Origin of the sequence: Rhodococcus oxybenzonivorans (assembly GCF_003130705.1) — a bacterium.
Taxonomy (GTDB): domain Bacteria; phylum Actinomycetota; class Actinomycetes; order Mycobacteriales; family Mycobacteriaceae; genus Rhodococcus_F; species Rhodococcus_F oxybenzonivorans.
Genome location: NZ_CP021354.1, coordinates 657,583 through 681,349, shown reverse-complemented (window position 1 = coordinate 681,349; position 23,767 = coordinate 657,583). Strand labels below are relative to the sequence as shown.

Annotated in this window: 24 protein-coding genes; 8 read left to right on the top strand and 16 right to left on the bottom strand. The window is 66.0% G+C overall.

The genetic code is table 11. From position 1 onward, the window contains the following. Positions 1-8 precede the first annotated feature (8 nt). From CBI38_RS03390 to ssd, 3 genes are read right to left on the bottom strand one after another with little or no spacing between them, the layout of a single operon-like run. Positions 9-800, bottom strand: a complete 792-nt coding sequence (locus CBI38_RS03390; RefSeq protein ID WP_230990072.1) for a type II secretion system F family protein — start codon at positions 798-800, stop codon at positions 9-11. Then, positions 797-2,002, bottom strand: coding sequence for a TadA family conjugal transfer-associated ATPase (locus CBI38_RS03385; RefSeq protein WP_418328308.1), 1,206 nt, complete (start codon positions 2,000-2,002; stop codon positions 797-799). The genes CBI38_RS03390 and CBI38_RS03385 overlap by 4 nt, the downstream gene beginning before the upstream one ends. Beyond that, positions 1,999-3,090 (bottom strand): septum site-determining protein Ssd, encoded by a 1,092-nt coding sequence (gene ssd, locus CBI38_RS03380; RefSeq protein WP_109326372.1) that lies wholly within the window; start codon positions 3,088-3,090, stop codon positions 1,999-2,001. The genes CBI38_RS03385 and ssd overlap by 4 nt, the downstream gene beginning before the upstream one ends. A 405-nt stretch (positions 3,091-3,495) precedes the next feature. Between ssd and CBI38_RS03375 the strand changes: the two genes are divergently transcribed. After that, positions 3,496-4,332, top strand: a complete 837-nt coding sequence (locus CBI38_RS03375; RefSeq protein WP_204164868.1) for an HAD family hydrolase — start codon at positions 3,496-3,498, stop codon at positions 4,330-4,332. A gap of 389 nt (positions 4,333-4,721) precedes the next feature. On the opposite strand, the gene CBI38_RS03370 is transcribed toward CBI38_RS03375, so the two are convergent. From CBI38_RS03370 to CBI38_RS03350, 5 genes are all read right to left on the bottom strand, one after another. Continuing rightward, entirely contained in the window at positions 4,722-5,471 is a 750-nt protein-coding gene (locus CBI38_RS03370; RefSeq protein ID WP_109326370.1) for a Fic family protein, read from the bottom strand. A gap of 32 nt (positions 5,472-5,503) precedes the next feature. After that, a complete protein-coding gene (locus CBI38_RS03365; RefSeq protein ID WP_109326369.1) occupies positions 5,504-7,249 on the bottom strand; it encodes a dipeptide ABC transporter ATP-binding protein in 1,746 nt (581 codons plus the stop codon). After that, positions 7,246-8,223 (bottom strand): ABC transporter permease, encoded by a 978-nt coding sequence (locus tag CBI38_RS03360; RefSeq protein WP_109326368.1) that lies wholly within the window; start codon positions 8,221-8,223, stop codon positions 7,246-7,248. Before CBI38_RS03360 ends, CBI38_RS03365 begins: the two co-directional genes overlap by 4 nt. Beyond that, the gene (locus CBI38_RS03355) at positions 8,216-9,142 is read right to left on the bottom strand and encodes an ABC transporter permease (protein ID WP_109326367.1); all 927 of its coding nucleotides are present in this window, start codon (positions 9,140-9,142) and stop codon (positions 8,216-8,218) included. Before CBI38_RS03355 ends, CBI38_RS03360 begins: the two co-directional genes overlap by 8 nt. Positions 9,143-9,209: 67 nt before the next feature. Beyond that, complete coding sequence (locus CBI38_RS03350) at positions 9,210-10,826, bottom strand: peptide ABC transporter substrate-binding protein (protein WP_109326366.1); 1,617 nt, start codon at positions 10,824-10,826, stop codon at positions 9,210-9,212. 285 nt (positions 10,827-11,111) lie between these two features. On the opposite strand from CBI38_RS03350, the gene acs reads away from it, so the two are divergent. From acs to CBI38_RS03335, 3 genes are all read left to right on the top strand, one after another. Continuing rightward, positions 11,112-13,076, top strand: coding sequence for an acetate--CoA ligase (acs, locus tag CBI38_RS03345; protein WP_109326365.1), 1,965 nt, complete (start codon positions 11,112-11,114; stop codon positions 13,074-13,076). Positions 13,077-13,345: 269 nt separating this feature from the next. Continuing rightward, a complete protein-coding gene (locus CBI38_RS03340; protein ID WP_109326364.1) occupies positions 13,346-13,870 on the top strand; it encodes a phage holin family protein in 525 nt (174 codons plus the stop codon). A 9-nt stretch (positions 13,871-13,879) separates the two neighbouring features. Then, positions 13,880-14,818, top strand: coding sequence for an alpha/beta fold hydrolase (locus tag CBI38_RS03335; RefSeq protein ID WP_109326363.1), 939 nt, complete (start codon positions 13,880-13,882; stop codon positions 14,816-14,818). 7 nt (positions 14,819-14,825) lie between these two features. Here CBI38_RS03335 and CBI38_RS03330 read toward each other — a convergent pair whose 3' ends face one another. The 4 genes from CBI38_RS03330 to nth are packed head-to-tail and all read right to left on the bottom strand — an operon-like array spanning position 14,826 to position 18,225. After that, positions 14,826-16,016: a MarP family serine protease gene (locus CBI38_RS03330; protein ID WP_109326362.1), complete on the bottom strand. Its 1,191-nt coding sequence runs from the start codon at positions 16,014-16,016 to the stop codon at positions 14,826-14,828. Then, positions 16,013-16,774, bottom strand: coding sequence for an NUDIX hydrolase (locus CBI38_RS03325; RefSeq protein WP_109326361.1), 762 nt, complete (start codon positions 16,772-16,774; stop codon positions 16,013-16,015). The genes CBI38_RS03330 and CBI38_RS03325 overlap by 4 nt, the downstream gene beginning before the upstream one ends. Further along, positions 16,771-17,427, bottom strand: a complete 657-nt coding sequence (locus CBI38_RS03320; protein ID WP_109326359.1) for a TlpA family protein disulfide reductase — start codon at positions 17,425-17,427, stop codon at positions 16,771-16,773. Before CBI38_RS03320 ends, CBI38_RS03325 begins: the two co-directional genes overlap by 4 nt. 12 nt (positions 17,428-17,439) lie before the next feature. Continuing rightward, on the bottom strand, positions 17,440-18,225 hold the full coding sequence (gene nth / locus CBI38_RS03315) for an endonuclease III (protein ID WP_109326358.1): 786 nt from the start codon (positions 18,223-18,225) through the stop codon (positions 17,440-17,442). Between the two features lie 81 nt (positions 18,226-18,306). On the opposite strand from nth, the gene CBI38_RS03310 reads away from it, so the two are divergent. Further along, positions 18,307-18,579, top strand: coding sequence for a hypothetical protein (locus CBI38_RS03310; RefSeq protein WP_109334827.1), 273 nt, complete (start codon positions 18,307-18,309; stop codon positions 18,577-18,579). A 209-nt stretch (positions 18,580-18,788) separates the two neighbouring features. Then, on the top strand, positions 18,789-19,463 hold the full coding sequence (locus CBI38_RS03305; protein WP_005256089.1) for a Crp/Fnr family transcriptional regulator: 675 nt from the start codon (positions 18,789-18,791) through the stop codon (positions 19,461-19,463). 58 nt (positions 19,464-19,521) lie between these two features. Here the strand turns inward: CBI38_RS03305 and CBI38_RS03300 are convergent, their stop codons facing one another. From CBI38_RS03300 to CBI38_RS03290, 3 genes are read right to left on the bottom strand one after another with little or no spacing between them, the layout of a single operon-like run. Further along, positions 19,522-20,313, bottom strand: a complete 792-nt coding sequence (locus CBI38_RS03300) for an MBL fold metallo-hydrolase (RefSeq protein WP_109326357.1) — start codon at positions 20,311-20,313, stop codon at positions 19,522-19,524. 4 nt (positions 20,314-20,317) lie between these two features. Next, the gene (locus CBI38_RS03295; RefSeq protein WP_109326352.1) at positions 20,318-20,794 is read right to left on the bottom strand and encodes a RidA family protein; all 477 of its coding nucleotides are present in this window, start codon (positions 20,792-20,794) and stop codon (positions 20,318-20,320) included. Positions 20,795-20,798: 4 nt separating this feature from the next. Then, a complete protein-coding gene (locus tag CBI38_RS03290; RefSeq protein WP_005248493.1) occupies positions 20,799-20,963 on the bottom strand; it encodes a DUF4177 domain-containing protein in 165 nt (54 codons plus the stop codon). Positions 20,964-21,017: 54 nt separating this feature from the next. On the opposite strand from CBI38_RS03290, the gene bagA reads away from it, so the two are divergent. Together bagA and bagB are read left to right on the top strand one after the other, a co-directional pair. Continuing rightward, the gene (bagA, locus tag CBI38_RS03285; protein ID WP_109326351.1) at positions 21,018-22,034 is read left to right on the top strand and encodes an ATPase BagA; all 1,017 of its coding nucleotides are present in this window, start codon (positions 21,018-21,020) and stop codon (positions 22,032-22,034) included. After that, entirely contained in the window at positions 22,031-23,170 is a 1,140-nt protein-coding gene (bagB, locus tag CBI38_RS03280; RefSeq protein ID WP_109326350.1) for an ATPase BagB, read from the top strand. Before bagA ends, bagB begins: the two co-directional genes overlap by 4 nt. Positions 23,171-23,239: 69 nt before the next feature. On the opposite strand, the gene CBI38_RS03275 is transcribed toward bagB, so the two are convergent. Next, positions 23,240-23,563: a WhiB family transcriptional regulator gene (locus CBI38_RS03275; RefSeq protein WP_005248496.1), complete on the bottom strand. Its 324-nt coding sequence runs from the start codon at positions 23,561-23,563 to the stop codon at positions 23,240-23,242. Positions 23,564-23,767: the final 204 nt, after the last annotated feature.

The following is a 23,767-nucleotide window of genomic DNA, read 5'->3' as shown; positions in this document are numbered from 1 at the left end:
GATCCAGGTCATTGTGTTACCTGCGCGGTGATGCGATCGGTCCACAGCAGTCCCGCACACACCAAGCCCGTCCCCAGCACGGCCAGACCACCGCCCAGTCCGCCGCCGAGCAACACTTCGAGTGGCGCAGCACCCATCATGTGGCCGAGGCCGATGCCCAGGACCGGAAGAGCGGCCAGCACGCTCGCCGTTGCCCTCGCGCCCGCCAGCCCCGCCTCGGTGCGCCCACGAAATCGCCGCCGACCGAGCAGATCAGCGCGCGCCGCCTCGAGTAACTCGGCGAGCGCAAGACCGTGCTTCTCCGCGACGTCCCAGATGTCGGCAATGCGCGCCAGCTCCACTCCGACTCGGGAGTCGTTGATACGCAGTCCATCTGCTGCGGTACCCCCGAGACGCGCGCGTGCCGATGCGGACCGGAAGGCCACCGACACGACACCGGAACCCTCGTCTGCGGCCGTGTCACACGCCGTCGCAGGATGCGCACCGACGCGAAGTTCGGCAGTCACCACCTCGAGACTCGACAGGATCACGCGCAGGTCGGCATCTCTCGCCCGAGCCGCTCGTCGCCGCATATATCTGAAACGAACTGTGGCGCACGCAATCATCGCCGCGAGTACGACGGCGACACCGCCCAGTTCGTAGGAAACGGGAAGGACGAGGAGAGCAGCCGGAATCATGCCGGACACCCTGGCGCGCCTCCGCGGTGGCCGCCGCCCGACAACCGCGAGCAACCGAGTACGGGACAACGCCGAGGGCATCGCGAGGACAGCGCAGGCCAGCACCAAGAGACTTGCGATCACGTCGCCACCACACGTTCGGCAGATTCTTCTCCGATGCGGCGGGCACAGAGTTGCTGCAGGATCGCGGCGCCCGCGTCCGACCCGGTGCCGAAAGTCCAAGCCGGGACGATGGAGACGTATCCCCGGTCGTCACTGGTGACCACACCGATCTGCATCAGCTTCCGAGTTCCATTCGAGGACCGATGCACGTGCAAGATCACTTGGACCGCAGCGGCCAGCTGACTGTGCAGGGCGCTGCGGTCCATTCCGCCCAGCGCGGCGAGGGCTTCGAGCCGGGCGGGCACTTCCTCGGGCGAGTTGGCATGGACGGTTCCCGCACCGCCGTCGTGGCCGGTATTGAGAGCCGTGAGAAGGTCGACGACCTCCGCGCCGCGCACCTCCCCCACAACAATTCGATCAGGACGCATGCGCAGGGACTGGCGCACCAGATCCCGGACGGTCACCTCGCCGACTCCTTCGACGTTGGCCGCCCGCGCCACCAGCCGGACCACGTGCGGATGTCTGGGCGCCAGCTCGGCGGCGTCTTCGACACAGATGATGCGTTCGGCCGGATCGACGGCGCCGAGCAGCGCGGCGAGCAGCGTGGTCTTTCCGGCGCCCGTGCCCCCGGTGACCAGAAAGGCGAGCCGCGCGCGCACCACTGTTCCCAGCAGCGCGTGGGCCTCTTCGGTGAGCGCACCACCCGACAGCAGGGCGTCGAGGCCCTGAGTGGCCGGCCGCAGCACACGCAGCGACAGGCAGGTTCCACCGTGCGCCACGGGGGCGAGCACGGCGTGGAGCCGCACTCCGAACGAGCCATTGCCCACCCCGCGCAGGCGCCCGTCGACCCAGGGCTGCGCGTCGTCGAGCCGGCGACCTGCTGACAGGGCGAGGCGTTGAGCGAGTCTGCGTACCCCCGCCTCGTCGGCGAACCGCACGTCGGTGCGTTCGAGACCGCGACCCTGATCGACCCACACCTCGTCGGGAGCGGTGACGAGGACATCCGCGACGCCGGGACGCGTGAGCAGGGACTCGAGGGGACCGGCACCCGTCAGCTCGGTCATCAGCACACGCAACGCACCGAGAAGATCCGTGTCACCCAGTACACCACCGGACTCGGTCCGGATGGCGGCAGCGACCGTTGCCGGGGTCGGCTCCCCCGAGGTGTGGGCGAGGCGTTCACGGACCCGGTCGAGGAGGTCGGGCGTGACGAGGGAACTCACGCCGCCCACTCCCGCGAACGCGGCCTCTCGGCCGCCGTGTCGAGGATCGCCGATGCTGCAGCGATGAGCGCTGAGCGTCGGCCGGGTTTCAAGCCGCCGTGTTCGAGCATTGCGGTGAGGGAGCGCTCGGCGCGCATGGACGCGATCAGGGGCAGTTCGAGCACCTCCGCCACATCCGCGCCACGCAGACCTCCCGGCGCCGGGCCGCGCACCACGACACCCTGGTTCGGGTTTCGCTCGGCAATCCACTGCGCGACCTTGCCGGCAGCGATGCAAGCACGGACGGTCGCCGGCACGACAAGGACTACCAGATCTGCCAGTTCGAGGACCGTTTCGGTGACCGGTCCGGGAGATCTCGACACGTCGCATACGACGAGATTCCCGGCGTACCGACTCGCCTCGATCACCGCGCGTGCCGCTGCCGGCGTGGGCCCCGAGCTTCCGTGGCCGCTACGACTGCAGGACAGAACCCGTAAGTGCTCGCCGCGTGCGGGGAGCGCCTCTCGGAGTGCATCGGACGAAATCCGTCCACCCTCGATCGACAGGCCCGACCACCTCAGGCCGGGAACGTCCTCGAGACCGAGGAGCACGTCCAGACCCGACCCCCACGCGTCGGTGTCGACCAGCAGTGTCGTTTCCGCTTGTGCACCGGTGGCGGCACACAGGGCTACCGCCGTTGCCATGGTGGACGTACCGGCACCACCGCAGCCTCCGACGACAGCGACGACGCTGCCGTCCGCCTCCGGCTTCTGAGGCTGCTCACCGAGCACCGTGACCAGAGTGGCTTCGTCCTCCGGTACCGCGAGGACGTGCTCCGCACCGATCGCGGTCGCGATCCGCCATTCGTCGATCCCCGGCGTTCCGTCACACAGCAACACCACCCGACGTCGGCGAGGGAGGCGGTGACACGCGATGGCGGCCCGGGTGTCGAGTACGACGAGGGGAGCACTCCCCCAGGTGTGGTGCGCATCGGCGACCTCGGCTTCGTCGATCCTGCGGTCCGCCGCGGCGGCGACCCGCCGAATGCTGTGCAGCAGTGCAGGGTCTTCGATCAGAACCAGCACTTCGCCACCGATGTCTGTGTCCATGCAGTGAGCGTGCCCGGCACCGCATACCCGTGAAAAGGGGCACAGAGCGATCTGTGGACAACTTCGACCCTGTGGATAGAAATAGGTACGTCCGTACCATTTCGAGGGTATGGAGGAGGCCGAGGATCCGACCTACGTCTGCCGCGCAGAACCGCACCTGCCGCACACAGAGGACGACCCTCGCCAGGGGGGGAGGAGGCGAGGGTCGTCGGTGTTCAGCCCCGGGGGGTCGGGCTGAACATGTCCGAATCAAATCCGGACATCTTTGATAGTACACCTCCCTGGATGTGTATTTGCAAGTTCAACTGTCGAACGATTGTGCCGTGTCCCACGAATCTTTCGGGGCCACTCGCGGTGGGGTCCGGAACACAGCTTCCCTCCCGAACAGCGCATATCCTGGCAGCTGTGACCGTGAAGCCACAGATAAGTGCAAAGACAGGTCGACACACCGAGATGGGTCGAGTGGCCGCATTTTTCGACCTCGACAAGACGATCATCGCCAAATCCAGCACCCTTGCGTTCAGCAGGCCGTTCTTCGACCAAGGTCTCATCAACCGGCGGTCCGTCCTCAAGAGCAGCTACGCCCAGTTCCTGTTCCTTCTGTCCGGGGCCGACCACGATCAGATGGAGCGCATGCGCGCCTACCTGACGAGCATGTGCACGGGGTGGAATGTGGAACAGGTCCGGGCCGTCGTCGCCGAGACACTGCACGACATCGTCGACCCCCTCGTGTTCGCCGAGGCCGCCGACCTCATGGCGGATCACAAGCTGCGGGGCCACGACGTGGTCGTGGTGTCGGCGTCGGGCGAGGAGGTGGTGACACCGATCGCCGAAGCGTTGGGAGCTACCCGCAGCATCGCCACGCGCATGGCCGTGAAGGAAGGGCTCTACACGGGCGAGGTGGAGTTCTACTGCTACGGCGAAGGAAAAGTGGAAGCCATCGTCGAACTGGCCGAGAAGAACGGCTATGACCTGTCGTCCTGTTACGCCTATTCCGACTCCGTCACCGACCTCCCCATGTTGACGGCGGTGGGGCACCCGACCGCTGTCAATCCCGACCGTGCCCTACGAAAAGTAGCGGCCGGAAACGGTTGGCCCATACTGACTTTCTCCAATCCGGTGTCCCTCCGGGCACGCCTCCAGTCGCCGTCGGCGACGACAGTCGCCACCACCGCAGCGGTCAGCATCGGCGCCCTCGTCGCTGGCGCGTTCACCTACGGAGTAATGCGCCGCAAGCGCTGACGGGTGACAACACCCGACACGGCCACAAACCGAATTTGACACTTGCTGTGAGGTGGGTCACGGGGTACAAAGGAGTTACGGAAGAACGGAAGGCCAAGATCGACCCGGAAGAGAAGGATCGATCTCCCGACCGCGATTCCCGGCACGGGCACTAGGTACCCACGCGGAGCACAAGCCACTATAAGGGCAGAAGTGTTGTGGGCCTGCGAGACTCGCGTTTCATCGGCAAGGACCCTGCACCGGTTGCAGGGACGACCCGACGATCGTCGAACTCTCGCCGAGGCCATCCACACAACCCACCGAGCACGCTTGGTAACCGGTAGTCCGCGCTGACGGGCGGCGAAGTCGACGAGAGTCGGCAGCGCCGCCCGTTTCGTGTGGCGCTCGGGTCAGGTCGCTGCCGCCTCCGCGATGGACATCGCCTCCCGCGCACCTGCCTCCAGCGCCCCACAGCACAGGATCACCCAGCTGCCGACCCCCTCCGCGGCACCGGATGCGAAGGCGCCGATCCCGTTGCGGTACGCCTGCTGGCGGCGAAACCAGCTCACTTCCGGCACACCGAGGTTGTGGGGGTCGAGGCCGCTGGACACGCACACCAACCGTGATGCCGCTCGGGCGACGACACCGTCGCCGACACCGAAGGGCTTCAACGCCAACAGTTCGCCGTGCACTACCGCGGCAAGGACCGGTGCCGGCGCCGTGGTCCCTCCGGTGACGAGTTGCGCGAGACCGTCCAACCGTTCTGCCACGCCGGCGGCCGGGCGGGGCCTGCCCAGTAGCTCCGGATCCTCCACGAGGTCTGCGGCGGCGAGGAGGTGAAGCCTCGCGAGCGCTTGCAGCGGAGCGCGCTGCCACGTCGACTGCAGTAGACCCAGAGCATCCCCGTCGAGCGCCTGACCGACACGCAGTGCACCCGACAGGATCGGATCCGCGACCTCGCCCGGCGCCGGCAGTTCCGTGCGTCCACCGTCGAGTGAGGCCGACGCGCGAGCAGCCCGGACGGCTGCCTCCGCCGCCGTGGTCGGCCAACCACGCCGGTTGGTCTTGTGGCGATGCACCTCCCCGAGCGCGTCGCGCGCACGGTCGGCGGCGTCGCGGACTCCGGGAAGGTCGACGAGGGGTTGCAACGGGTCACTCACGTCTGAGAACGCTACCCGCCGCCGCGTCGTCCTCAGGCGCCGAGCCGGATCGATCCACCCGGGATGGCAGCGAGCAGTTTCCGCGTATAGGCCTCCTTGGGCGAGCAGAACACCTCGTCGGTAGTGGCCTTCTCGACGATGGCACCCGCCGACATGACCACGACGTCGTCGGCGATCTGCCGCACCACCGCGAGGTCGTGAGTGATGAACAGGTACGTCAACCCCAGTTCTGCCTGCAGGTCGTTGAGCAGGGTGAGGATCTGATCCTGCACCAGCACGTCCAGTGCCGACACCGCCTCGTCACACACCACCATCTCGGGTTGCAGCGCCAACGCGCGGGCGATCGCCACACGCTGGCGCTGCCCGCCGGAAAGCTCGTTCGGGAATCTCCGCATCACCGACGCAGGCAACGCGACCTTGTCCAGCAAGTCCCGTACCCGGGCCTCCCGTTCCTTGCGGGTACCCACCTTGTGCGTGCGCAGAGGTTCTTCGATGGTGCGGAAGATGGAGAACATCGGGTCGAGGGTGCCGTACGGATTCTGGAAGATGGGTTGGACGCGGCGCCGGAAAGCCAGCGTCTCCCTCCGGTCGAGAGTCGCGACATCCTTACCGTCGAAGAGCACTTGTCCCGACGTCGGGGCCAACAGTCCGAGCACCATGTGCGCCACGGTCGACTTGCCCGACCCGGACTCACCGACCAGGGCGGTCGTCGTTCCCCGGCGGACCGCGAACGAGACGTCGTCGACGGCCTTGAACTCGGTGGATCTCCGTAAGCCGTGACGGATGGTGAAGACTTTGGTCAGTCGGGTCACCACCACCACATCATCGGTGACCTCACCGAACTCGCCCGCGAGCGCACCGTGCTGCTCCGCCTCACCGACCACCTCGAGTGCCTGATCCCGGATGTCGGCCCGCGCCAGCGAAGAGCTGCGTCGCTGGGAGGCCAGCGAGGGCGCTGCGGTGACGAGTTTCTGCGTATAGGGGTGTTGCGGGCGCTGCAGGATCTCGAGGGCAGGCCCGGACTCCACGACGCGGCCCTTGCTCATCACGACGAGATGCTCCGCCCGCTCGGCCGCGAGACCGAGGTCGTGGGTGATGAGGAGTACTGCCGTCCCCAGCTCACTGGTGAGCCCGTCCAGGTGATCGAGTATCTGTCGCTGGACGGTGACGTCGAGGGCCGACGTCGGTTCGTCGGCAATGAGCAACTGCGGGCGGGCCGACAGTCCGATGGCGATGAGCGCCCGTTGTCGCATGCCACCCGAGAACTCGTGCGGATACTGGCCCAACCGGTCTTCGGCATCGGCGAGCCCGGCCTCTTCGAGGAGTTCGGCCGCGCGGATCCTCGCGGCCTTCCCCTGTGCGATCCCATTGGCCGACAGTGCCTCCCGGATCTGGAAGCCCACTTTCCACACCGGATTGAGGTTGGACATCGGGTCCTGCGGAACGAGGCCGATCTTCTGTCCACGCAAGGCGACGAAGTCTCGCTCCGGGGCACCCGCGAGGTCACGTCCTGCGAAGAGAATCTGGCCGCCGGTGACCTTCCCCGTACCGGGCAGCAGATCGATGACGGCGTGAGCAATCGTGGACTTTCCCGACCCCGACTCACCGACGATCGCCACGGTCTGCCCCGGATACACGGTGAGACTCACCCCCCGCACCGCCGGAACCGAACCCGAACGGGACGCGAACGTGACCTCCAGGTCTCGGATATCGAGAAGCGGCGCCTCGTCGGCCGTAGCCATCGGTCCGGTGGTTTCGTTCGGGGACATCACGCTCACCGCTTCCGCGCCCTGGGGTCGAGCGCGTCCCGGAGAGCGTCGCCCATCATGATGAAGCCGAGCACCGTAATCGCCAGCGCGGCAGCCGGGTAGAACAGAATCACCGACCCTTGACGGAGTGTCACCTGCGCAGTGCTGATATCTCCGCCCCACGAGATCTCGGAGGACGGGAGACCGATACCCAGGAACGACAGCGTGGCCTCGGCCACGATGTAGACACCCAGCGAGATGGTCGCGATGACGATGATCGGCGCCAGGGAATTCGGCAGGATATGACGTAGCAGCGTCCGGAAGTTCGAGACGCCGAGCGCCCTCGACGCCACGACATAGTCGTTGTTCTTGGCCGAGAGGACCGCCCCGCGAGCAATTCTCGCCATTTGAGGCCAGCCGAAGAGGGCGAGTACGACGATCAGCGTCCAGATACTGCGATTCGCGAACAACTGCATGAGAACGATCGCCGCAAGAATGAGCGGGACACCGAAGAAGATGTCGGCTACCCGCGACAGCAACGAATCAGCCCAGCCTCCGTAATATCCGGCGAGGGAGCCGAATACGACGCCGACGAGTAAGACGATCGTGGTGACCCCCACGCCGACCAGCACCGACGCGCGGGCCCCGTAGATGGTGCGGGAATAGATGTCACATCCCTGCTTGTCGTAACCGAACCAGTGGCCGGAGGACGGGCCGCGCATGCTGAACGCGAGGTCGCAGAAGCGTGGGTCGGTGCCGGTGAACAGGCTCGGGAAGGCGGCTACGGCGATGACGACGAGAATGATGACGGACGCCACCACGAACAAGGGACGTCGACGAAGATCGCGCCAGGCATCCGACCACACACTCGTGGGCGGCTGATCGAGGGACACGGTGTCGGTCTCCCCCGTCGGCGCGACCTCCTCGGGAGCGACGAAGTGTGATTGGCGAATCTTCCGGTCTCCGGTCCGGGGCGACTCGTCGTTGACCACTTTCTCAGACATAACGGATCCTCGGATCGAGTGCGGCGTACAGGAGATCGACGATCAGGTTGGCCAGCAGGTAGATGACGATCAAGACGGTGACGAACGAAACGACCGTGGGCGCCTCCCCCCGGGTGACCGCCTGGTAGATCGTGCCGCCGACTCCGTTGATGTTGAAGATGCCCTCGGTGACGATCGCCCCACCCATCAAGGTGGCGAGGTCGGCGCCCAGGAAGGTCACGACAGGGATGAGCGAGTTCCGCAATACATGCACTTGCACGACTCTGCGCCGCGAAAGCCCCTTGGCGGTGGCTGTTCTCACGTAGTCGGCCGTCAGATTCTCGGCCACCGAGGTGCGCGTGAGCCGCAGCACGTACGCGAAAGACACCGATCCGAGGACGAAGGCCGGGAGCAGAAGATTGACGAAGCTGGTATTGCCCCCCACCGTCGGCGGTACCCATCCCCACTTCACCCCGATGAAGAACTGGGCAAGGAACCCGATGACGAAGATCGGGACCGCGATGATCACGAGGCTGACCAGCAACACGGTGCTGTCGAAGAGGCCGCCCTTGTGCAGTCCCGCAAACAGCCCGAAGCCGATTCCGAAGAGCCCTTCGATGGCCAGTGCCATCAGAGACAGCTTGATGGTGATCGGAAATGCCTGCGCCAGAACCTCACTGACCGGACGACCCGAGAAGGATGTGCCGAAGTCGAGCGTGAAGATGCCTTCGAGATAGAGGAAGTACTGCATCAGGAACGGTTGATCGAGGTGGTACCGGGCGCGGAGCTGGGCTGTGACGGCGGGACTCAGCGCCTTGTCGCCGGCCAGCGCGGCGATCGGGTCACCGGGCAGGAGAAACACCATCGCGTAGATCAGGAAGGTCGACCCGAGGAACACAGGAATCATCTGGAGCACACGGCGGCCGATGTACCAGAGCATCGGGTCCCTTCCTCTCCGCAGGCCGGTGACGGCGGAAGCTCGCCCCACCCCGTCGGCGACTCCGGTGTCAGTTCTTCTCGATGTCCGAATACATCGGGATTCCCTTCCAGTCGATCGTCACGTTCGACACGTTCTCCGACCAGCCGCTCGCGGCATTGCGGTACCACGTGGGAACGGCGGGAAGATCCCTCAGAAGAACTTCCTGCGCCTGGTCGAGCAGATCCTGAGCCTTACCCGGATCGACCTCGCCGGCCGATGCGCGCAGCAGCCGGTCGAACTCCGGATTGGAGTAGTCGCCGTCGTTCGAGCTGCCGCCTGTCTGGTAGTTCTGCGCAAGGAAGCCGTACTGCTGTGGGTAGTCGCCCTGCCATCCCGAACGGAATGCGGACGGGATCGTGCGGTTGGTGGCCTCGGTCCGGATTTGAGCGAAGGTCGGGTATTCCTTGCCCTTCGCGTCGATGCCCAGCGTGTTGCGGATGCTGTTGACCGTGGCATCCACCCATTCCCTGTGCCCGCCGTCGCCGTTGTACGCGATCTCGAAACTGCCGGTCCACGGCGCAATGGCGTCGGCCTGCGCCCACAGTCTTTTCGCAGCCTCGGGGTCGAACTTCAGATTGCCGTTACCGGCGAGCGAATCCGACCAACCCTCGATGGCGGGACTGGTGAAGTCGAGAGCCGGAGTACGGGTGTTGTTGTAGATCTGTTCCGTGATCTGGTCGCGGTTGATCGCCATCGAGATGGCCTGACGACGGAGGGTGCCTTCTTCACCGCTGAAGTGCGGCAGGCGCCCCGGAATGGTGAAGGTTTCGATGGTCGCGGACGGCTGGTTCACGGTGCGACCCCGCAGATCCGACTCGAAGGTAGTAACTGCGCTCGGCGGAACCTGGTCGAGGACATCGACGTTGCCGGCCAGCAGATCGGTGTAGGCGGTGTCGAGGCTGTTGTACATGATGAAGTCGACACCGTCGTTCTTCGGCTTCCGATTGCCGTCGTAATCGGGGTTGGTGACGGTGTCGATCCGCACGTTGTGCTGCCAAGCACCGGGTCCGGCCAGCTTGTACGGCCCGTTTCCGACCGGGTTCTCACCGAACGCTGCCATGTCCTCGAACGCCACCTGGGGCAGGGGGAAGTACGCGGCGAATCCGAGTCGATCGGGGAACGCCGACTCCGGTTGCTTCAGTTCGATCGTGAAGGTGCTGTCGTCCACCACCTTCAGTCCGGACATCGTCTGGGCCGTCGGGTTCTCGGCCGCCACCTCGTCGTAGCCCTCGATCGGGTCGAAGAAGGATGCCTGGATCTGCGCATTGGTGGACAGCGCGCCGTAGTTCCATGCGTCGACGAACGACGATGCCGTGACGGGTGACCCGTCCGTGAAGGTCCAGCCGTCCTTCAGCGTCACGGTGAATGTCTTACCGTCCGTGGTGTCGATGGACTCGGCCACCTCATTGGTGATTGCACCGTGGGCGTCATACGAGACGAGGCCGGCGAACAGGGCATCGATGACGCGGCCGCCCTGATTCTCACTCGTATTGGTGGGGACCAGAGGATTCTGCGGCTCACCAGCCCAAGCATTGACGATCCCGCTTCCTCCTCCGCCCGACGATTCGCCGGACGAGCAGGCGGACAGCATTCCCGCTGTCAAGCCCACCGCCAGAACAGCAGTTGCCACGCGTGTCCTACGCACAACGTTCCTCCAGCCCCGGTGGAATGATGGGACGACGATAGTCACGTTACGGCTCCGCGGGGCCGGAGGCGCAGAATCTCGTCGAAATGCCGTCTCGGCGAATCTTCGACCGGGACAGTTCGGCCGTTCGGCCGCCGAGGAATACCGTCCGGCGCGCCGAAAGGACCGATCGTCGCAGAACACGCGCATGCAACCTCGTGCAACGGTGCGCTCACGAGCCCTTGTGACTACCCTCACACGTGCTAGAACTGCCGTTTTCGAGACTGGAAAGAAGGCCGGGCCACAATGACCAGTGCAGCACAGGCGAACGGATCGACGGAGAAATCCGCACAGCCGGATGCCGTCCCGCAGGTGTACCCGCCGAGCCCCGAGTTCACCGCGACCGCGAACGCCGGACCCGAACTCCAGGCCGAGGCAGATGCCGATCGACTCGCATTCTGGGCGAAACAGGCGCAGCGACTGCACTGGCACGCACCCTTCACCGAAGTCCTCGACTGGTCCGACGCCCCCGTCGCGAAGTGGTTCGTCGGCGGCCGACTCAACGTCGCATTCAACTGCGTCGACCGCCACGTCCTCGAAGGCAACGGCGACCGCGTCGCCATCCACTTCGAGGGCGAACCCGGCGATACCCGCGACCTCACCTACCACGACCTCCTCACCGAAGTGAGCAAGGCGGCCAACACCTTCAGCGACCTCGGACTGGTCCCGGGCGACCGCGTCGCGATCTACATGCCGATGATCCCCGAGGCCATCGTCACCATGCTCGCCTGTGCACGCCTGGGCCTGACCCACTCCGTCGTCTTCGCCGGCTTCTCCGCCAGCGCCCTGCGCTCCCGCATCGACGACGCCGAAGCCAAACTCGTCGTCACCGTCGACGGCCAATGGCGCCGAGGCCAGGCGGCCCCCCTCAAACCCTCGGTCGACGACGCTGTCGAGGGCGCCGAATCCGTCAGGAACGTGCTCGTCGTCAAACGCACCGGCATCGACGTCGACATGGCCGAGGGCCGGGACCTGTGGTGGCACGACACCGTCGAAAAAGCCTCCGACACCCACGAGCCGAAGCCGTTCGACTCCGAACATCCCCTGTTCATCCTCTACACCTCCGGCACCACCGGAAAGCCCAAGGGCATCATCCACACCTCCGGCGGCTACCTCACCCAGGCCTCCTACACCCACCACAACGTCTTCGACCACAAAGTCGGACAGGACGTGTACTGGTGCACCGCCGACATCGGCTGGGTCACCGGGCACAGCTACATCGTCTACGGACCGCTGTCCAACGGTGTCACCCAGGTGGTCTACGAAGGCACCCCCAACTCCCCCGACGAGCACCGCCACTTCCAGATCATCGAAAAGTACGGTGTCAGCATCTACTACACCGCTCCCACCCTGGTGCGTACCTTCATGAAGTGGGGCCGGGAGATCCCCGACGCCCACGACCTGTCCTCGATCCGACTCCTCGGCAGCGTCGGCGAACCCATCAACCCCGAGGCGTGGAAGTGGTTCCGAGAGGTGATCGGCGGAAACACGGCACCGATCGTCGACACCTGGTGGCAGACCGAGACCGGGGCGATCATGATCTCCCCGCTCCCCGGCATCACCGCCACCAAACCCGGATCCGCCATGGCACCGCTGCCCGGCATCTCCGCCAAGATCGTCGACGACGACGCCAAGGAACTCGGCAACGGCGAATCCGGCTACCTGGTGCTCGACAAGCCGTGGCCGGCGATGCTGCGCGGTATCTGGGGCGACATGGACCGCTACCGCGACACCTACTGGTCCCGCTACCCCGAACAAGGCTGGTACTTCGCCGGTGACGGCGCCAAATACGACGAAGACGGCGCCCTGTGGGTCCTCGGCCGCGTCGACGACGTCATGAACGTTTCCGGCCACCGCATCTCCACCTCCGAGGTCGAATCCGCCCTCGTCGGACACCACGGAGTCGCCGAAGCCGCCGTCGTCGGAGCCGCCGACGAGACCACCGGCCAGGGCATCGTCGCGTTCGTCATCCTCCGCGAAGGCGTCGAGAACACCGGCGACGACCTGATCGCCGAACTCAAAGCCGAGGTCGCACGGGAAATCAGCCCCATCGCGAAGCCGCGGCAGATCACCGTCGTCCCGGAACTACCCAAGACCCGCTCCGGCAAAATCATGCGAAGACTACTCAAGGACATCGCCGAAGGCCGCGACCTCGGCGACACCTCCACCCTCGTCGACCCCAAAGTCTTCGACGCCATCCGCGGCAAGTAGGGCGCTTCGCGCCCCGTGCGCCTTTTGGTCGCTCCCACTACCAGAAAGGCGCACGGGCGGCGGAGCCGCTTACACCCGGGCAGCCCACTGACCGCTAGCCTTCTCGTAGCGAATCTCGCAAACGCGAGAATCGGTGACGGCAGCACGGCCGACATGGTGAAGGTCGGGCTGCTCGTGACATCGTCGGCAGTTACTGTGACGACGATGTCGGGCACACATGGCCAGAACGAAGACTCGGACGTGCAAGAGCTACCTGGAGGGGTCGACAAGTGAGCATCACTCACGGCAAGGGAGACAGCCCGCGTTACACGGGAGACGGGGTGCCGAACACGGTGTCGTCGATCCCGCTCACCGACGCGGACATTTCACCGTCCGGCGAGGTGACCCTCGGCACACTGGTCAAGCACGCAACCGCGCAGGTGTCCACGCTCGTGCGCGCCGAGGTGGAGCTCGCGAAGGCCGAGGTGACGGGCGAGGTCAAGAAGGGTCTGCAGGGCAGTCTGTTCTTCATTCTCGCGTTCACCGTGCTGCTGTTCAGCTCGTTCTTCTTCTTCTTTTTCCTCGCCGAACTCCTCGACGTATGGATCGCACGCTGGTTGGCCTTCCTCATCGTCTTCCTGATCATGGTCGTCGTCACTGCGATTCTGGGTCTGCTCGGCTATCTGCGGGTCCGCAAACTACGTGCACCGGAAAAGACCATCGATTCCCTCAAGCAGGCCAGATCCGTGCTCCCGACGTCGTACTCCGATGCGGAGGCCCACCTCGCGTCTCCCAGCGGACGACACGCACGATAGTTCCGTCCGGTGGCACCACCCGATCCGTCAACCGTCCGTTTCGACGGCCCGTGGATTCACCGTGACATCCATGCCAACGGAATCCGTTTCCACACCGTCGAGGTCGGCGCATCCGCACCGGATGCGCCGCTCGTCGTCCTGCTGCACGGATTCGCGGACTTCTGGTGGTCGTGGCGACATCAGCTGATCGCCTTGTCCGACGAGGGTGTCCGCGCCGTGGCCGTCGACCTCCGCGGTTACGGCGACTCCGACAAACCTCCCCGCGGCTATGACGGCTGGACCCTGGCCGGCGACATCGCGGGCCTGATCCGTGCGATGGGCTACAGCGAGGCCACGCTGGTGGGGCACGCCGACGGCGGCTTGGTCTGCTGGGCTACCGCGGTGCTCCACGCGCGTCTGGTGCGGTCGATCGCACTGATCAGCTCCCCACACCCGATCGCCCTGAAGCAGGCCGTTGTCCGCGACCGTCACCAACGCAAGGCCGTTCTGCCCCCGTTTGTGTCCTACCAGTTGCCGTGGCGGCCCGAACGACGGCTCACGCGTGACGGTGGGGCCGAAGTCGAGCGTGTGATCGTCGAACGGTCGGGACCGGCGTGGCCGAAGTCTCCGGAATTCGACCTCGTGATGTCCCGGATGCGGTCGGCGATCCAGATTCCCGGCACCGCGCACTGCACGCTGGAATATCAGCGATGGGCGTTCCGTAGCCAGTTCCGCCCGGACGGCCGCCGGTTCATGGCCTCGATGGATCAGACGCTGCGGATACCCGTACTCCACCTCCACGGTGACCTCGACCCCTACGTGCTCGCCGACACCGTGCGGCGCAGCCGTCGCTTCGCCCCCACACAGCAGCTCGACACGATTCCCGGTGTCGGGCACTACGCGCACTGGGAAGCGCCCGAGCGGGTGAACTCCGCCCTGCAGGGGCTGGTCTCGACGCGCCGCGTGTAGGGCTCGCTCAGAGAATGCAGCCCCCGGTGTCCACTGCGGCGGTCGCGCCGGACGCCGTCTCCAGCTGACGCGACACCTCGACGGCGGTGAGAACGAAACCGGTGTCACTGTTGTCGACCGCGGCGCCGAAGACCACCCCGAGCACCATGCCCTCACGGTCGACGAGCGGTCCACCCGAGTTGCCCTGCCGGATGGAACCGCGCACCGTGTACACCTCGCGCTGAACCGTTCCGGCCCGGTAGATGTCGGGACCGCTGAGGTCGAGGATCTCGCGTATCCGCGCGGCACTGGCCGTGTAGGACCCGCCGCCCGGGTATCCGAGAACCAGCGCACTGTCACCTGTTCGTCCCCGCTCCGGCGCGAAGTTCAGCACCGGAGCGTCGAGGCCCGGTACCTCGAGAACGGCCACGTCAGTCGACGGGTCGAACAGCACCACCTCAGCGTCCAAGGGTCCGTCCGCGGTGTCCACGACGATTCCCGCCGTGCCCGCCACGACGTGCGCGTTGGTCATCACCCGTTCCGGCGCGACCACGAAGCCGGAACCCTCGAGCGCACGCTGACAACTGGGCGCCACACCCCGGATACGGAGCACGCTGGACTGCAGAGACGACGCCACCGGGCTCGCGAGAACACCGGCGTCGGGCGGATCGACCGTGGTGATCGGGGTGCGTCCGAACGGACCGATGACGTCCGGAAGTCCGGAGGTGTCGAGTAGCGCGGAGAACTCGGTGGGGAGTTGGCGCATCCACGCCGGTGCAAGGTTGTCGACGGTCTCGAGCACGCTCGACCCGCGCACCGCGGCTGCGAGTTGCGGTTGAGACGAGGACGTCAGCGGGATGGCCAACAGCCACGCCGCCACGAATACCGCGACCGCCTGCACACAGGCACCGATGACGCTGTCGACGGAGCGCGCCGCCGGACTGTGCATGCTCCCGCGGGCGGCACGGCCCAGGACCATGCCCGCCACTTCCCCGATGATCACCAGCACCACGATCAACGCAATTCCGACGAGCACCCGGCCGCGTCCCTCGTCGACGTGCACCAGCACGTGCGGGGCGATGAGGATGCCTGCGACCGCACCGAGCAGCACACCGACGAAGGCGAGGACCGACGCCACCGCACCCTGTCGCCAGCCGGAGCTGGCCGCTATGAGCGCGATCAACACGATCGCGAGATCGATCCAGCGCGACCCCGTCATCGCTCACCCACCCGATGTCCGTGCTTGTGAGGCAGATGGTCGTCGTCGATGTCATTCTCCATTTCGGCCAGGACGGTGTCGAGGTCCCGGATGTCCCGGCGGTCCCACTCCTGTTCCCAGCCCGAGATCGCGAACAACGCCGCAAGGATGCCCGCCGTGAATCCCCACACCAGCATGCCGTCGGCCGAAAATGCCGGACCCTGGTAACCGGCGGGGTGGTGCACCTGGAACCGGTTCCGCGGGTCGATCAGGGTGTGCAGCGGAACCCGTGCCACCCGCGCCGCCTCCGCCGGATCGACGACTCCCACTGCGCTCGGCTTCTCCCAGTACGCAAGAACCGGGGTGACCTCGAAGCCGGACGGTGGGACGAAAATCTGTTCCAGAACGGCGAGCGGCTGCACCCCGGCCGGATCCAGCCCCGTCTCCTCCTGCGCCTCGCGCAGAGCGGTCGCGATGGGACCGTCGTCGCCGGGATCGCTGGCACCGCCCGGAAACGCGACTTGCCCGCTGTGCTGACGCATGGTGGCCGCGCGCTGGGTGAGCAAAACGTCGGCGCCCGCGGGCAGTCCCCCGGACATCAGGGGGTCTGCCTCGGCAGGACCGCCGAACAACACGAGTACCGCGGCCTCGCGCGTGGTCGCGCCGCTGGGGGCACGCCGATTCAGAACCGGATTGATGCGATGCGGGTCGGCCGGTGTGCGCCGCACGACCTCACGCAACCAGGTCGGAACGGCGGCGCCGTCGACGGACGCGGTCATGCCGCAACCCCCAGGTTCTGCTCGACGGCGGCGGCGATCTCCTCGACACTGCGGAACGGCTGGGGCAGGATCTTCGCCACGCTGCCGTCGGGCCGGATCAGCACGGACACCGGCAGGACCGCGGGTGCCCCCACCGCGGCGGCGACCCGCCCGTCAGCGTCCTGCACACCGGGCAAGGTGACGGAGTAGTCGACGAGCCGCGCCAATGCGCTGGCCTGCTGGGGATCGGTGTGCACGGTAAGGACGGTAACGGCGTCACCGGCCCGATCGGAAAACTGCTGCATGTAGGGCAGCTCCTCCGCGCAGGGACCACACCAGTACGCCCACAGGTTCAGTAGCGCGGGCCGGCCGGCGAGAGCGGATGCGAGATCGACCCCGCTGCCGTCGCCCACGCATTCGAGCGTGATGCCGGCCAATACCGAGTCGGCAGCGGGCGCCGAGGAGGGCGCGGGACAGGGCTCGAGCGCCGCATCCGCACGCAACGCGGAGAGGGCGCCGGGATCGGCGCCGACGGACATCGGCGTACTCCCGCCCGGACCGAAACGGTCCTCGTACGACGGCGCCTGCGCATCGTTCCCGCGCGGCCAGATCGCGACGACGAGAGCTGCAACAACGACGAGGGCGGCCACACTCCACCGCGCTGCACTAGACACTCGTATCGATCCTCACCGGCCGGCCAGACGAAGCAGATGCTCGGTCTCCGGTCCGCGCACCAACTCGGCAGCGACGTCGGGGTCGACCGGGCCCAGACCGTACGACGGACAGTCCTTGGCCAGAACACACACGCCACATGCCGGCTTCCGGGCATGGCAGACGCGCCGACCGTGGAAAATCACCCGGTGGGACAACAGAGTCCATTCCTTGCGTTCGATGATTGCCCCGACCGCGTGCTCGACCTTGACGGGATCCTCCTCGTCGGTCCATTGCCAGCGCCGGACCAGCCGACCGAAATGAGTGTCGACGGTGATGCCCGGGACATCGAAGGCGTTGCCCAGAATCACGTTGGCGGTCTTGCGTCCGATACCGGGAAGCTTCACCAGTTCCTTCAGGGTATTCGGAACCTCTCCGTCGTGATGCTCGAGGAGAGCCTGCCCGAGGCCGATCAGCGACGTCGCCTTGTTGCGGTAGAAACCGGTGGACCGGATGTACTCCTCGAGCTCCGTGCGTTCGGCTTCCGCATACGCCTTCGCATCCGGGTAGCGGGCGAACAACGCCGGCGTCGTCATGTTGACCCGGACATCGGTGCACTGTGCGGAGAGGATGGTCGCGACCGCGAGTTCCAGTGGAGTTGTGAAGTCGAGCTCGCAATAGACGTGTGGGAAAGCCTCCGCGAGGCGGCGGTTCATCCTCCGGGCGCGTCGCACGAGGCCGAGCCGGGATTCCTCCTGATTCGCGGCCCGGGAACGGGCGCGTCCACGCAGACTGGAGCCGTCACTGGGGGTCACATGCACGGGTCCAACTCTACGGACCCGGCCGCGATCCGAATCGCCGCTGTGTCGCATCTGAGACATTCGCAGTGTTTACTACCCGGTATGCAAGGTCTCGCTGTGGTCCTCTTCCCAGTGCTGCTGATGCTGTTTGCGCTGGCCATGGAACGTGTGGAGTTCCGGCTCCGCCGGCTCACCGTTCGGCAGCAAGAGGTGGAAGAGTTTCTCGACCAGGCAAGTCACGACGAAGTGGCCACCCTGGCACACGAGGGATTCCCGCATGCCCTTGCCCGCTTCCACCGGCGGCGCAGAGGGCACTCGCGGTTCGACAGCGACGACGCTGCGGTGACGGAAGTCGGCTCACGTCGCGCCAGCTGACCACCGGATAATGTGTTTCGGAGCACGTACGTACGGTTAACTTTTCCGACTTGCGTGGTATCGGTCACTCAGACCGAGCCGTCTCAACGTAGACTTCAGAGCCGAACCTGTTGCACAGCGACACGCCGCCGATGACCGGGGCGCCGTCGACGTGCAGCAAATCGCGCACAATATGACTACAGACGAACGAATATTCCCAAGGAGCGCACGTGGACGACGTCCTGGCAAGAGCCGGCATCTTCCAAGGAGTCGAGCCCTCAGCAGTAGCGGCGCTGACGAAGCAGCTGCAGCCTGTCGACTTCCCCCGCGGACATGTCATCTTCAACGAAGGTGAGCCCGGTGACCGCCTGTACATCATCGTCTCGGGCAAGGTGAAGATCGGCCGCCGCTCACCGGACGGCCGCGAGAACCTGCTCACGATCATGGGGCCGTCGGACATGTTCGGCGAACTGTCCATCTTCGACCCCGGCCCGCGTACGTCCACCGCGACCACGGTGACCGAGGTTCGCGCCGTGAGCATGGATCGCGAAGCACTCAAGGCGTGGATCGACCATCGTCCCGAGATCGCCGAACAGCTCCTCCGGGTGCTCGCGCGACGTCTGCGGCGCACCAACAACAACCTGGCCGACCTGATCTTCACGGATGTTCCCGGCCGTGTCGCCAAGGCCCTGCTGCAGCTCGCTCAGCGGTTCGGCACGCAGGAAGCCGGTTCGCTGCGCGTCACGCACGACCTCACGCAGGAGGAGATCGCCCAGCTCGTCGGCGCCTCCCGCGAGACGGTCAACAAGGCGCTCGCGGACTTCGCACACCGCGGCTGGCTGCGTCTCGAAGGCAAGAGCGTGCTGATCTCCGACTCCGAGCGTCTGGCGCGTCGCGCCCGATAGCTTTCGCGCTCGACAACGCTTCGGCCACCCCTGCGACCAGGGGTGGCCGAAGCTTTTCTCAGTTGGGTGCCCGCAAGTACGCGAGCTGCACGTTGACCGACTTCTCGGCCGCCGGCCACAGCTGCGGATCGACGTCCGAGTACACGTGCTCGACCACCTCCCTGGCCGTGGCTTCCTCGCCCAGGTCCGCGATCGCTGCCTGAACCTGAGCGAGACGCTCCTCACGATGATCGAGGTACTGCCGGGCGACGGTGTGCAAGTCGGGCAACTCGGGTCCGTGGCCGGGCATGACGCGGTGACCCGGCCCGAGGTCGAGTAGACGACGCAGCGAAGACAGATAGTCGCCGAGGTCGCCGTCCGAGTCGTCGAGGACTGTGGTGCCGCGCCCGAGGATCGTGTCCCCGGTCAGGACCGTGCCTTCGCCTTCCACCGTGAAGGACACCGAGTCACGAGTATGACCCGGTGTCGCGACAACACTGATGGTGAGCCCGGCGACGTCGATGATCTCGCCGTCGACGAGCGGCTCCCCGCCTCCGCGGAGGAACTCGGGGTCGACCGAACGTACCGCGGCTCCGGTCAGTTCGAAGAAACGCTGCACCCCGCCGGTGTGATCGACGTGACGATGGGTGATCAACGTCATGGCGACGGGACCGAGGGCGGCGATCCGGGCGAGGTGCTCTTCGTCCTGATCGCCCGGATCCACCACCACACACTCGTCCCGACCCGGTGCTCGCAGTATCCAGGTGTTGGTGCCGTCGAGCGTCATCATGCCGGGATTGTTCTCGAGCACGACCGAGACGATCGGGGTGACCGCACGGACCTGCCCGTAGGCGGGATGAGCAAGCGTCATCGCGTTACGCTTCCGTCCGCACTTCGGCGATGACTTCCACCTCGACAGGTGCACCGAGGGGCAGCTCCGCGACACCGACAGCGGACCGGGCGTGCGCGCCGGCCTCACCGAAGATCTCACCGAAGAACTCGGACGCGCCGTTCACGACACCGGGCTGACCGGTGAATCCCTCGGCGGACGCGACGAAGCCGACGACCTTGACGATGCGCACCACGGAGTCGATGCCGACCAGCGCGTCGATTGCCGCCAGCGCATTGAGTGCACAGGTGCGCGCTCCCGCTTTGGCATCGTCTTCCGACACGTCGGCGCCGACCTTGCCCTTGGTGGTCAGCTTGCCGTCGACGATCGGCAGCTGTCCCGAGGTGTACACGTAGTTGCCGGTGCGCAGGGCCGGGACGTAGGCGGCTACCGGTGGCACGACGGGCGGCAGCGTCACGCCCAGCTCGGTCAGGCGGGCCGACCAGTTCTGTGTTTCCGTCACGCTCTCAGCCCTTCGGACGCTTCAGGTACGCAACGTGCTGCTCACCGGTGGGTCCGGGGAGAACCGTGACCAGTTCCCAGCCGTCGGTTCCCCACTGGTCGAGGATCTGCTTGGTGGCGTGTGTGAGCAGCGGAACGGTGGCGTACTCCCAGGAAGTCAATTCACTCATGCCGGTGAGCCTATCCCCCGCACATCCCGGCTCCCAGACTTATAGGCTCGACGCGTGGTTGCATCCCCAGAGCAGTTCACCCCGACATGGCCAGAGAAGGCGGCGCGCGCGCGGCTGCACTTCGTGTCCGGAAAAGGTGGCACCGGAAAGTCCACGGTCGCCGCCGCGTTGGCCCTCGCCCTGGCGGAGGGCGGGCGTCGTGTGCTGTTGGTCGAAGTCGAGGGCAGGCAGGGCATCGCCCAGCTCTTCGACGTGCCTCCACTGCCGCCGCAGGAGACGAAGGTCGCGGCGGCCGAAGGAGGCGGCGAGGTGATGGCGCTGGCCATCGACATCGAAACCGCCTTCCTCGAGTACCTCGAAATGTTCTACAACCTCGGCTTCGCCGGCAGGGCGATGCGCAGATTCGGCGCCATCGAATTCGCCACCACCATCGCGCCCGGACTTCGCGACGTGCTGCTGACGGGCAAGATCAAGGAATGCGTCGTGCGCACCGACAATTCCGGACGGCGGGTCTACGACGCCGTGGTCGTCGACGCCCCCCCGACGGGTCGCATCAGCAATTTCCTCGACGTCACCAAGGCAATGGCGGATCTCGCGAAGGGCGGCCCGGTTCGCTCGCAGAGCGAAGGCGTCGTGCGGCTGCTTCATTCGGACGACACCGTGGTGCATCTGGTCGCGCTGCTCGAGGCACTGCCTGTGCAGGAGACGGCGGATGCGGCCGAAGAACTCGCCCGGGCCGATCTCCGCTTGGGAACCATCATCGTGAACCGGACGAGCCCGCAGTTCCTTCCGGACGAGACCTTGGCCGAGGTCGCGAAGGGACGCATCGACGCGGACGCCGTTCGTGCAGGGCTGGAGAAGAGCGGAATTACGGTGAACGAGGAGGACTTTGCCGGACTGCTGACCGAGACCATCGAGCACGCCTCGGTACTCGAAGCCCAGCAGGAGAGTGCCGGACAGCTCGGCGAGGTGGACGGGGCGCGCCTGCACCTTCCCTCCCTCGCCGACGGTGTGGACCTGGGCGGGTTGTACGAACTCGCCGAATTTCTGACGGAACAGGGTGTCCGATGACCCAGACGATGGAACACGAGCGGCGTCGAACCGCTCCCGCCCTCGACATGGCCGGCATTCTCGAGAGCCCGGCCACCCGGATCGTGGTGTGCTGCGGAGCCGGTGGGGTCGGCAAGACCACGACGGCTGCTTCGCTGGCGCTGCGGGCGGCGGAACGCGGAAGGAAGGTGGTCGTGCTGACCATCGATCCGGCCCGCAGGCTCGCCCAGGCTCTCGGGGTTCAGGAACTCGACAACTCGCCGCAGCCGGTGCAGCTCGGACCCGGTGCCACGGGCGAACTCCACGCGATGATGCTCAACATGCGCCGCACGTTCGACGAGATGGTGATCGAGCATTCCACGCCGGAAAAGGCGCAGCAGATTCTCGCCAATCCCTTTTATCAGACCGTCGCCACCTCGTTCTCGGGAACGCAGGAGTACATGGCAATGGAGAAGCTGGGCCAGCTCGCGTCCAGCAAGGAATGGGACCTCGTGGTGGTCGACACCCCGCCGTCCCGCAACGCGCTGGACTTCCTCGACGCCCCACAGCGCCTCGGCGCCTTCCTCGACGGTCGTATGATCCGGTTGCTGACCGCACCCGGACGCGGCCTCACCCGGCTCGTGACCGGCGCGATGGGGCTGGCGCTACGCGGCGTGTCCACCATCGTCGGTAGTCAGATGCTGTCCGACGCATCGAGTTTCGTGCAATCACTCGACTCTATGTTCGGCGGTTTCCGCGAAAGGGCAACGCGTACTTACGAGTTGCTCCGACAGCCCGGCACCAGTTTTCTGGTGATCGCAGCGGCCGAGCCGGATGCCCTGAGGGAGGCGGCGTTCTTCGTGGACCGGCTCGGGGGCGACGGCATGCCGCTCGCGGGCCTGGTCCTGAATCGGACGCATCCCACCCTCAGTTCCCTGCCCGCCGATCACGCGGTCACTGCCGCCGATCAACTGGGGGAACAGGATCCCCTCACCTCGGCTGTCCTGCGGATTCATGCCCACCGAGCAGTGATAGCGAAGCGAGAGGTACAACTACTGAGCCGGTTCACGGCCGCCCACCCTCGGGTGCCGATCGTCGGCGTTCCCTCATTGCCGTTCGAGGTGTCGGATCTCGAGGCGCTGAGAGCGGTGGGTGATCAGCTCACCCGCAGGAGCTGATCAGCTCCGCCGGAGAAACGGCTCACCCACCTAGCGATTTTCTTCCGTCAGCCCACCCGAAGCGGAAGGTCAGACGGCGGACTGGTGTTGCCGCTGCGCTTCGAAGAAGTCGGACCACGACTCGACCTCGGGATGCTGCTTGAGCAACGCCCGACGCTGACGTTCCGTCATGCCGCCCCACACCCCGAACTCGACCCGATTGTCGAGAGCATCGGCTCCACACTGCATCAACACCGGGCAATGCCGGCAAATCGTCGCAGCCTTGCGCTGCGCTGCGCCACGTACAAAAAGTTGATCGGGATCGACTTCCCGGCAACGGGCCTGCGTAACCCAGGCGATTCGGGCTTCTGCTTGCTCGACGTCCAGACGGCTGGTTGGGGTGGTCATGTGCATTCGTTTCCCCTTTTCGAGTCTGCGCAGCCCAGCACTTATCACGGAAGAGCTGCACCACATTCGCAATAGAGTGTTACCTCCATCACACTGTTCCAACAACTTAAGTAAAGAAACCGCAACGCGCAAGACGGGGAAGACGCTTTTTTGGTACGCCCGTCCATACCCCGTGCTCAGGGCAGTTTCTTCGTCGAAATCCGCGCCCAA

Coding starts and splice junctions, on each gene's coding strand:
- CBI38_RS03275 (WP_005248496.1), bottom strand. CDS start 23,563: ATGCACATGACCACCCCAACCAGCCGTCTGGACGTCGAGCAAGCAGAA.
- CBI38_RS03325 (WP_109326361.1), bottom strand. CDS start 16,774: ATGACCGCGTCCGTCGACGGCGCCGCCGTTCCGACCTGGTTGCGTGAG.
- CBI38_RS03360 (WP_109326368.1), bottom strand. CDS start 8,223: ATGTCTGAGAAAGTGGTCAACGACGAGTCGCCCCGGACCGGAGACCGG.
- ssd (WP_109326372.1), bottom strand. CDS start 3,090: ATGGACACAGACATCGGTGGCGAAGTGCTGGTTCTGATCGAAGACCCT.
- CBI38_RS03290 (WP_005248493.1), bottom strand. CDS start 20,963: ATGAGTGAATTGACTTCCTGGGAGTACGCCACCGTTCCGCTGCTCACA.
- CBI38_RS03310 (WP_109334827.1), top strand. CDS start 18,307: ATGCAAGGTCTCGCTGTGGTCCTCTTCCCAGTGCTGCTGATGCTGTTT.
- bagB (WP_109326350.1), top strand. CDS start 22,031: ATGACCCAGACGATGGAACACGAGCGGCGTCGAACCGCTCCCGCCCTC.
- CBI38_RS03355 (WP_109326367.1), bottom strand. CDS start 9,142: ATGCTCTGGTACATCGGCCGCCGTGTGCTCCAGATGATTCCTGTGTTC.
- CBI38_RS03330 (WP_109326362.1), bottom strand. CDS start 16,016: ATGACGGGGTCGCGCTGGATCGATCTCGCGATCGTGTTGATCGCGCTC.
- acs (WP_109326365.1), top strand. CDS start 11,112: ATGACCAGTGCAGCACAGGCGAACGGATCGACGGAGAAATCCGCACAG.
- CBI38_RS03300 (WP_109326357.1), bottom strand. CDS start 20,313: ATGACGCTTGCTCATCCCGCCTACGGGCAGGTCCGTGCGGTCACCCCG.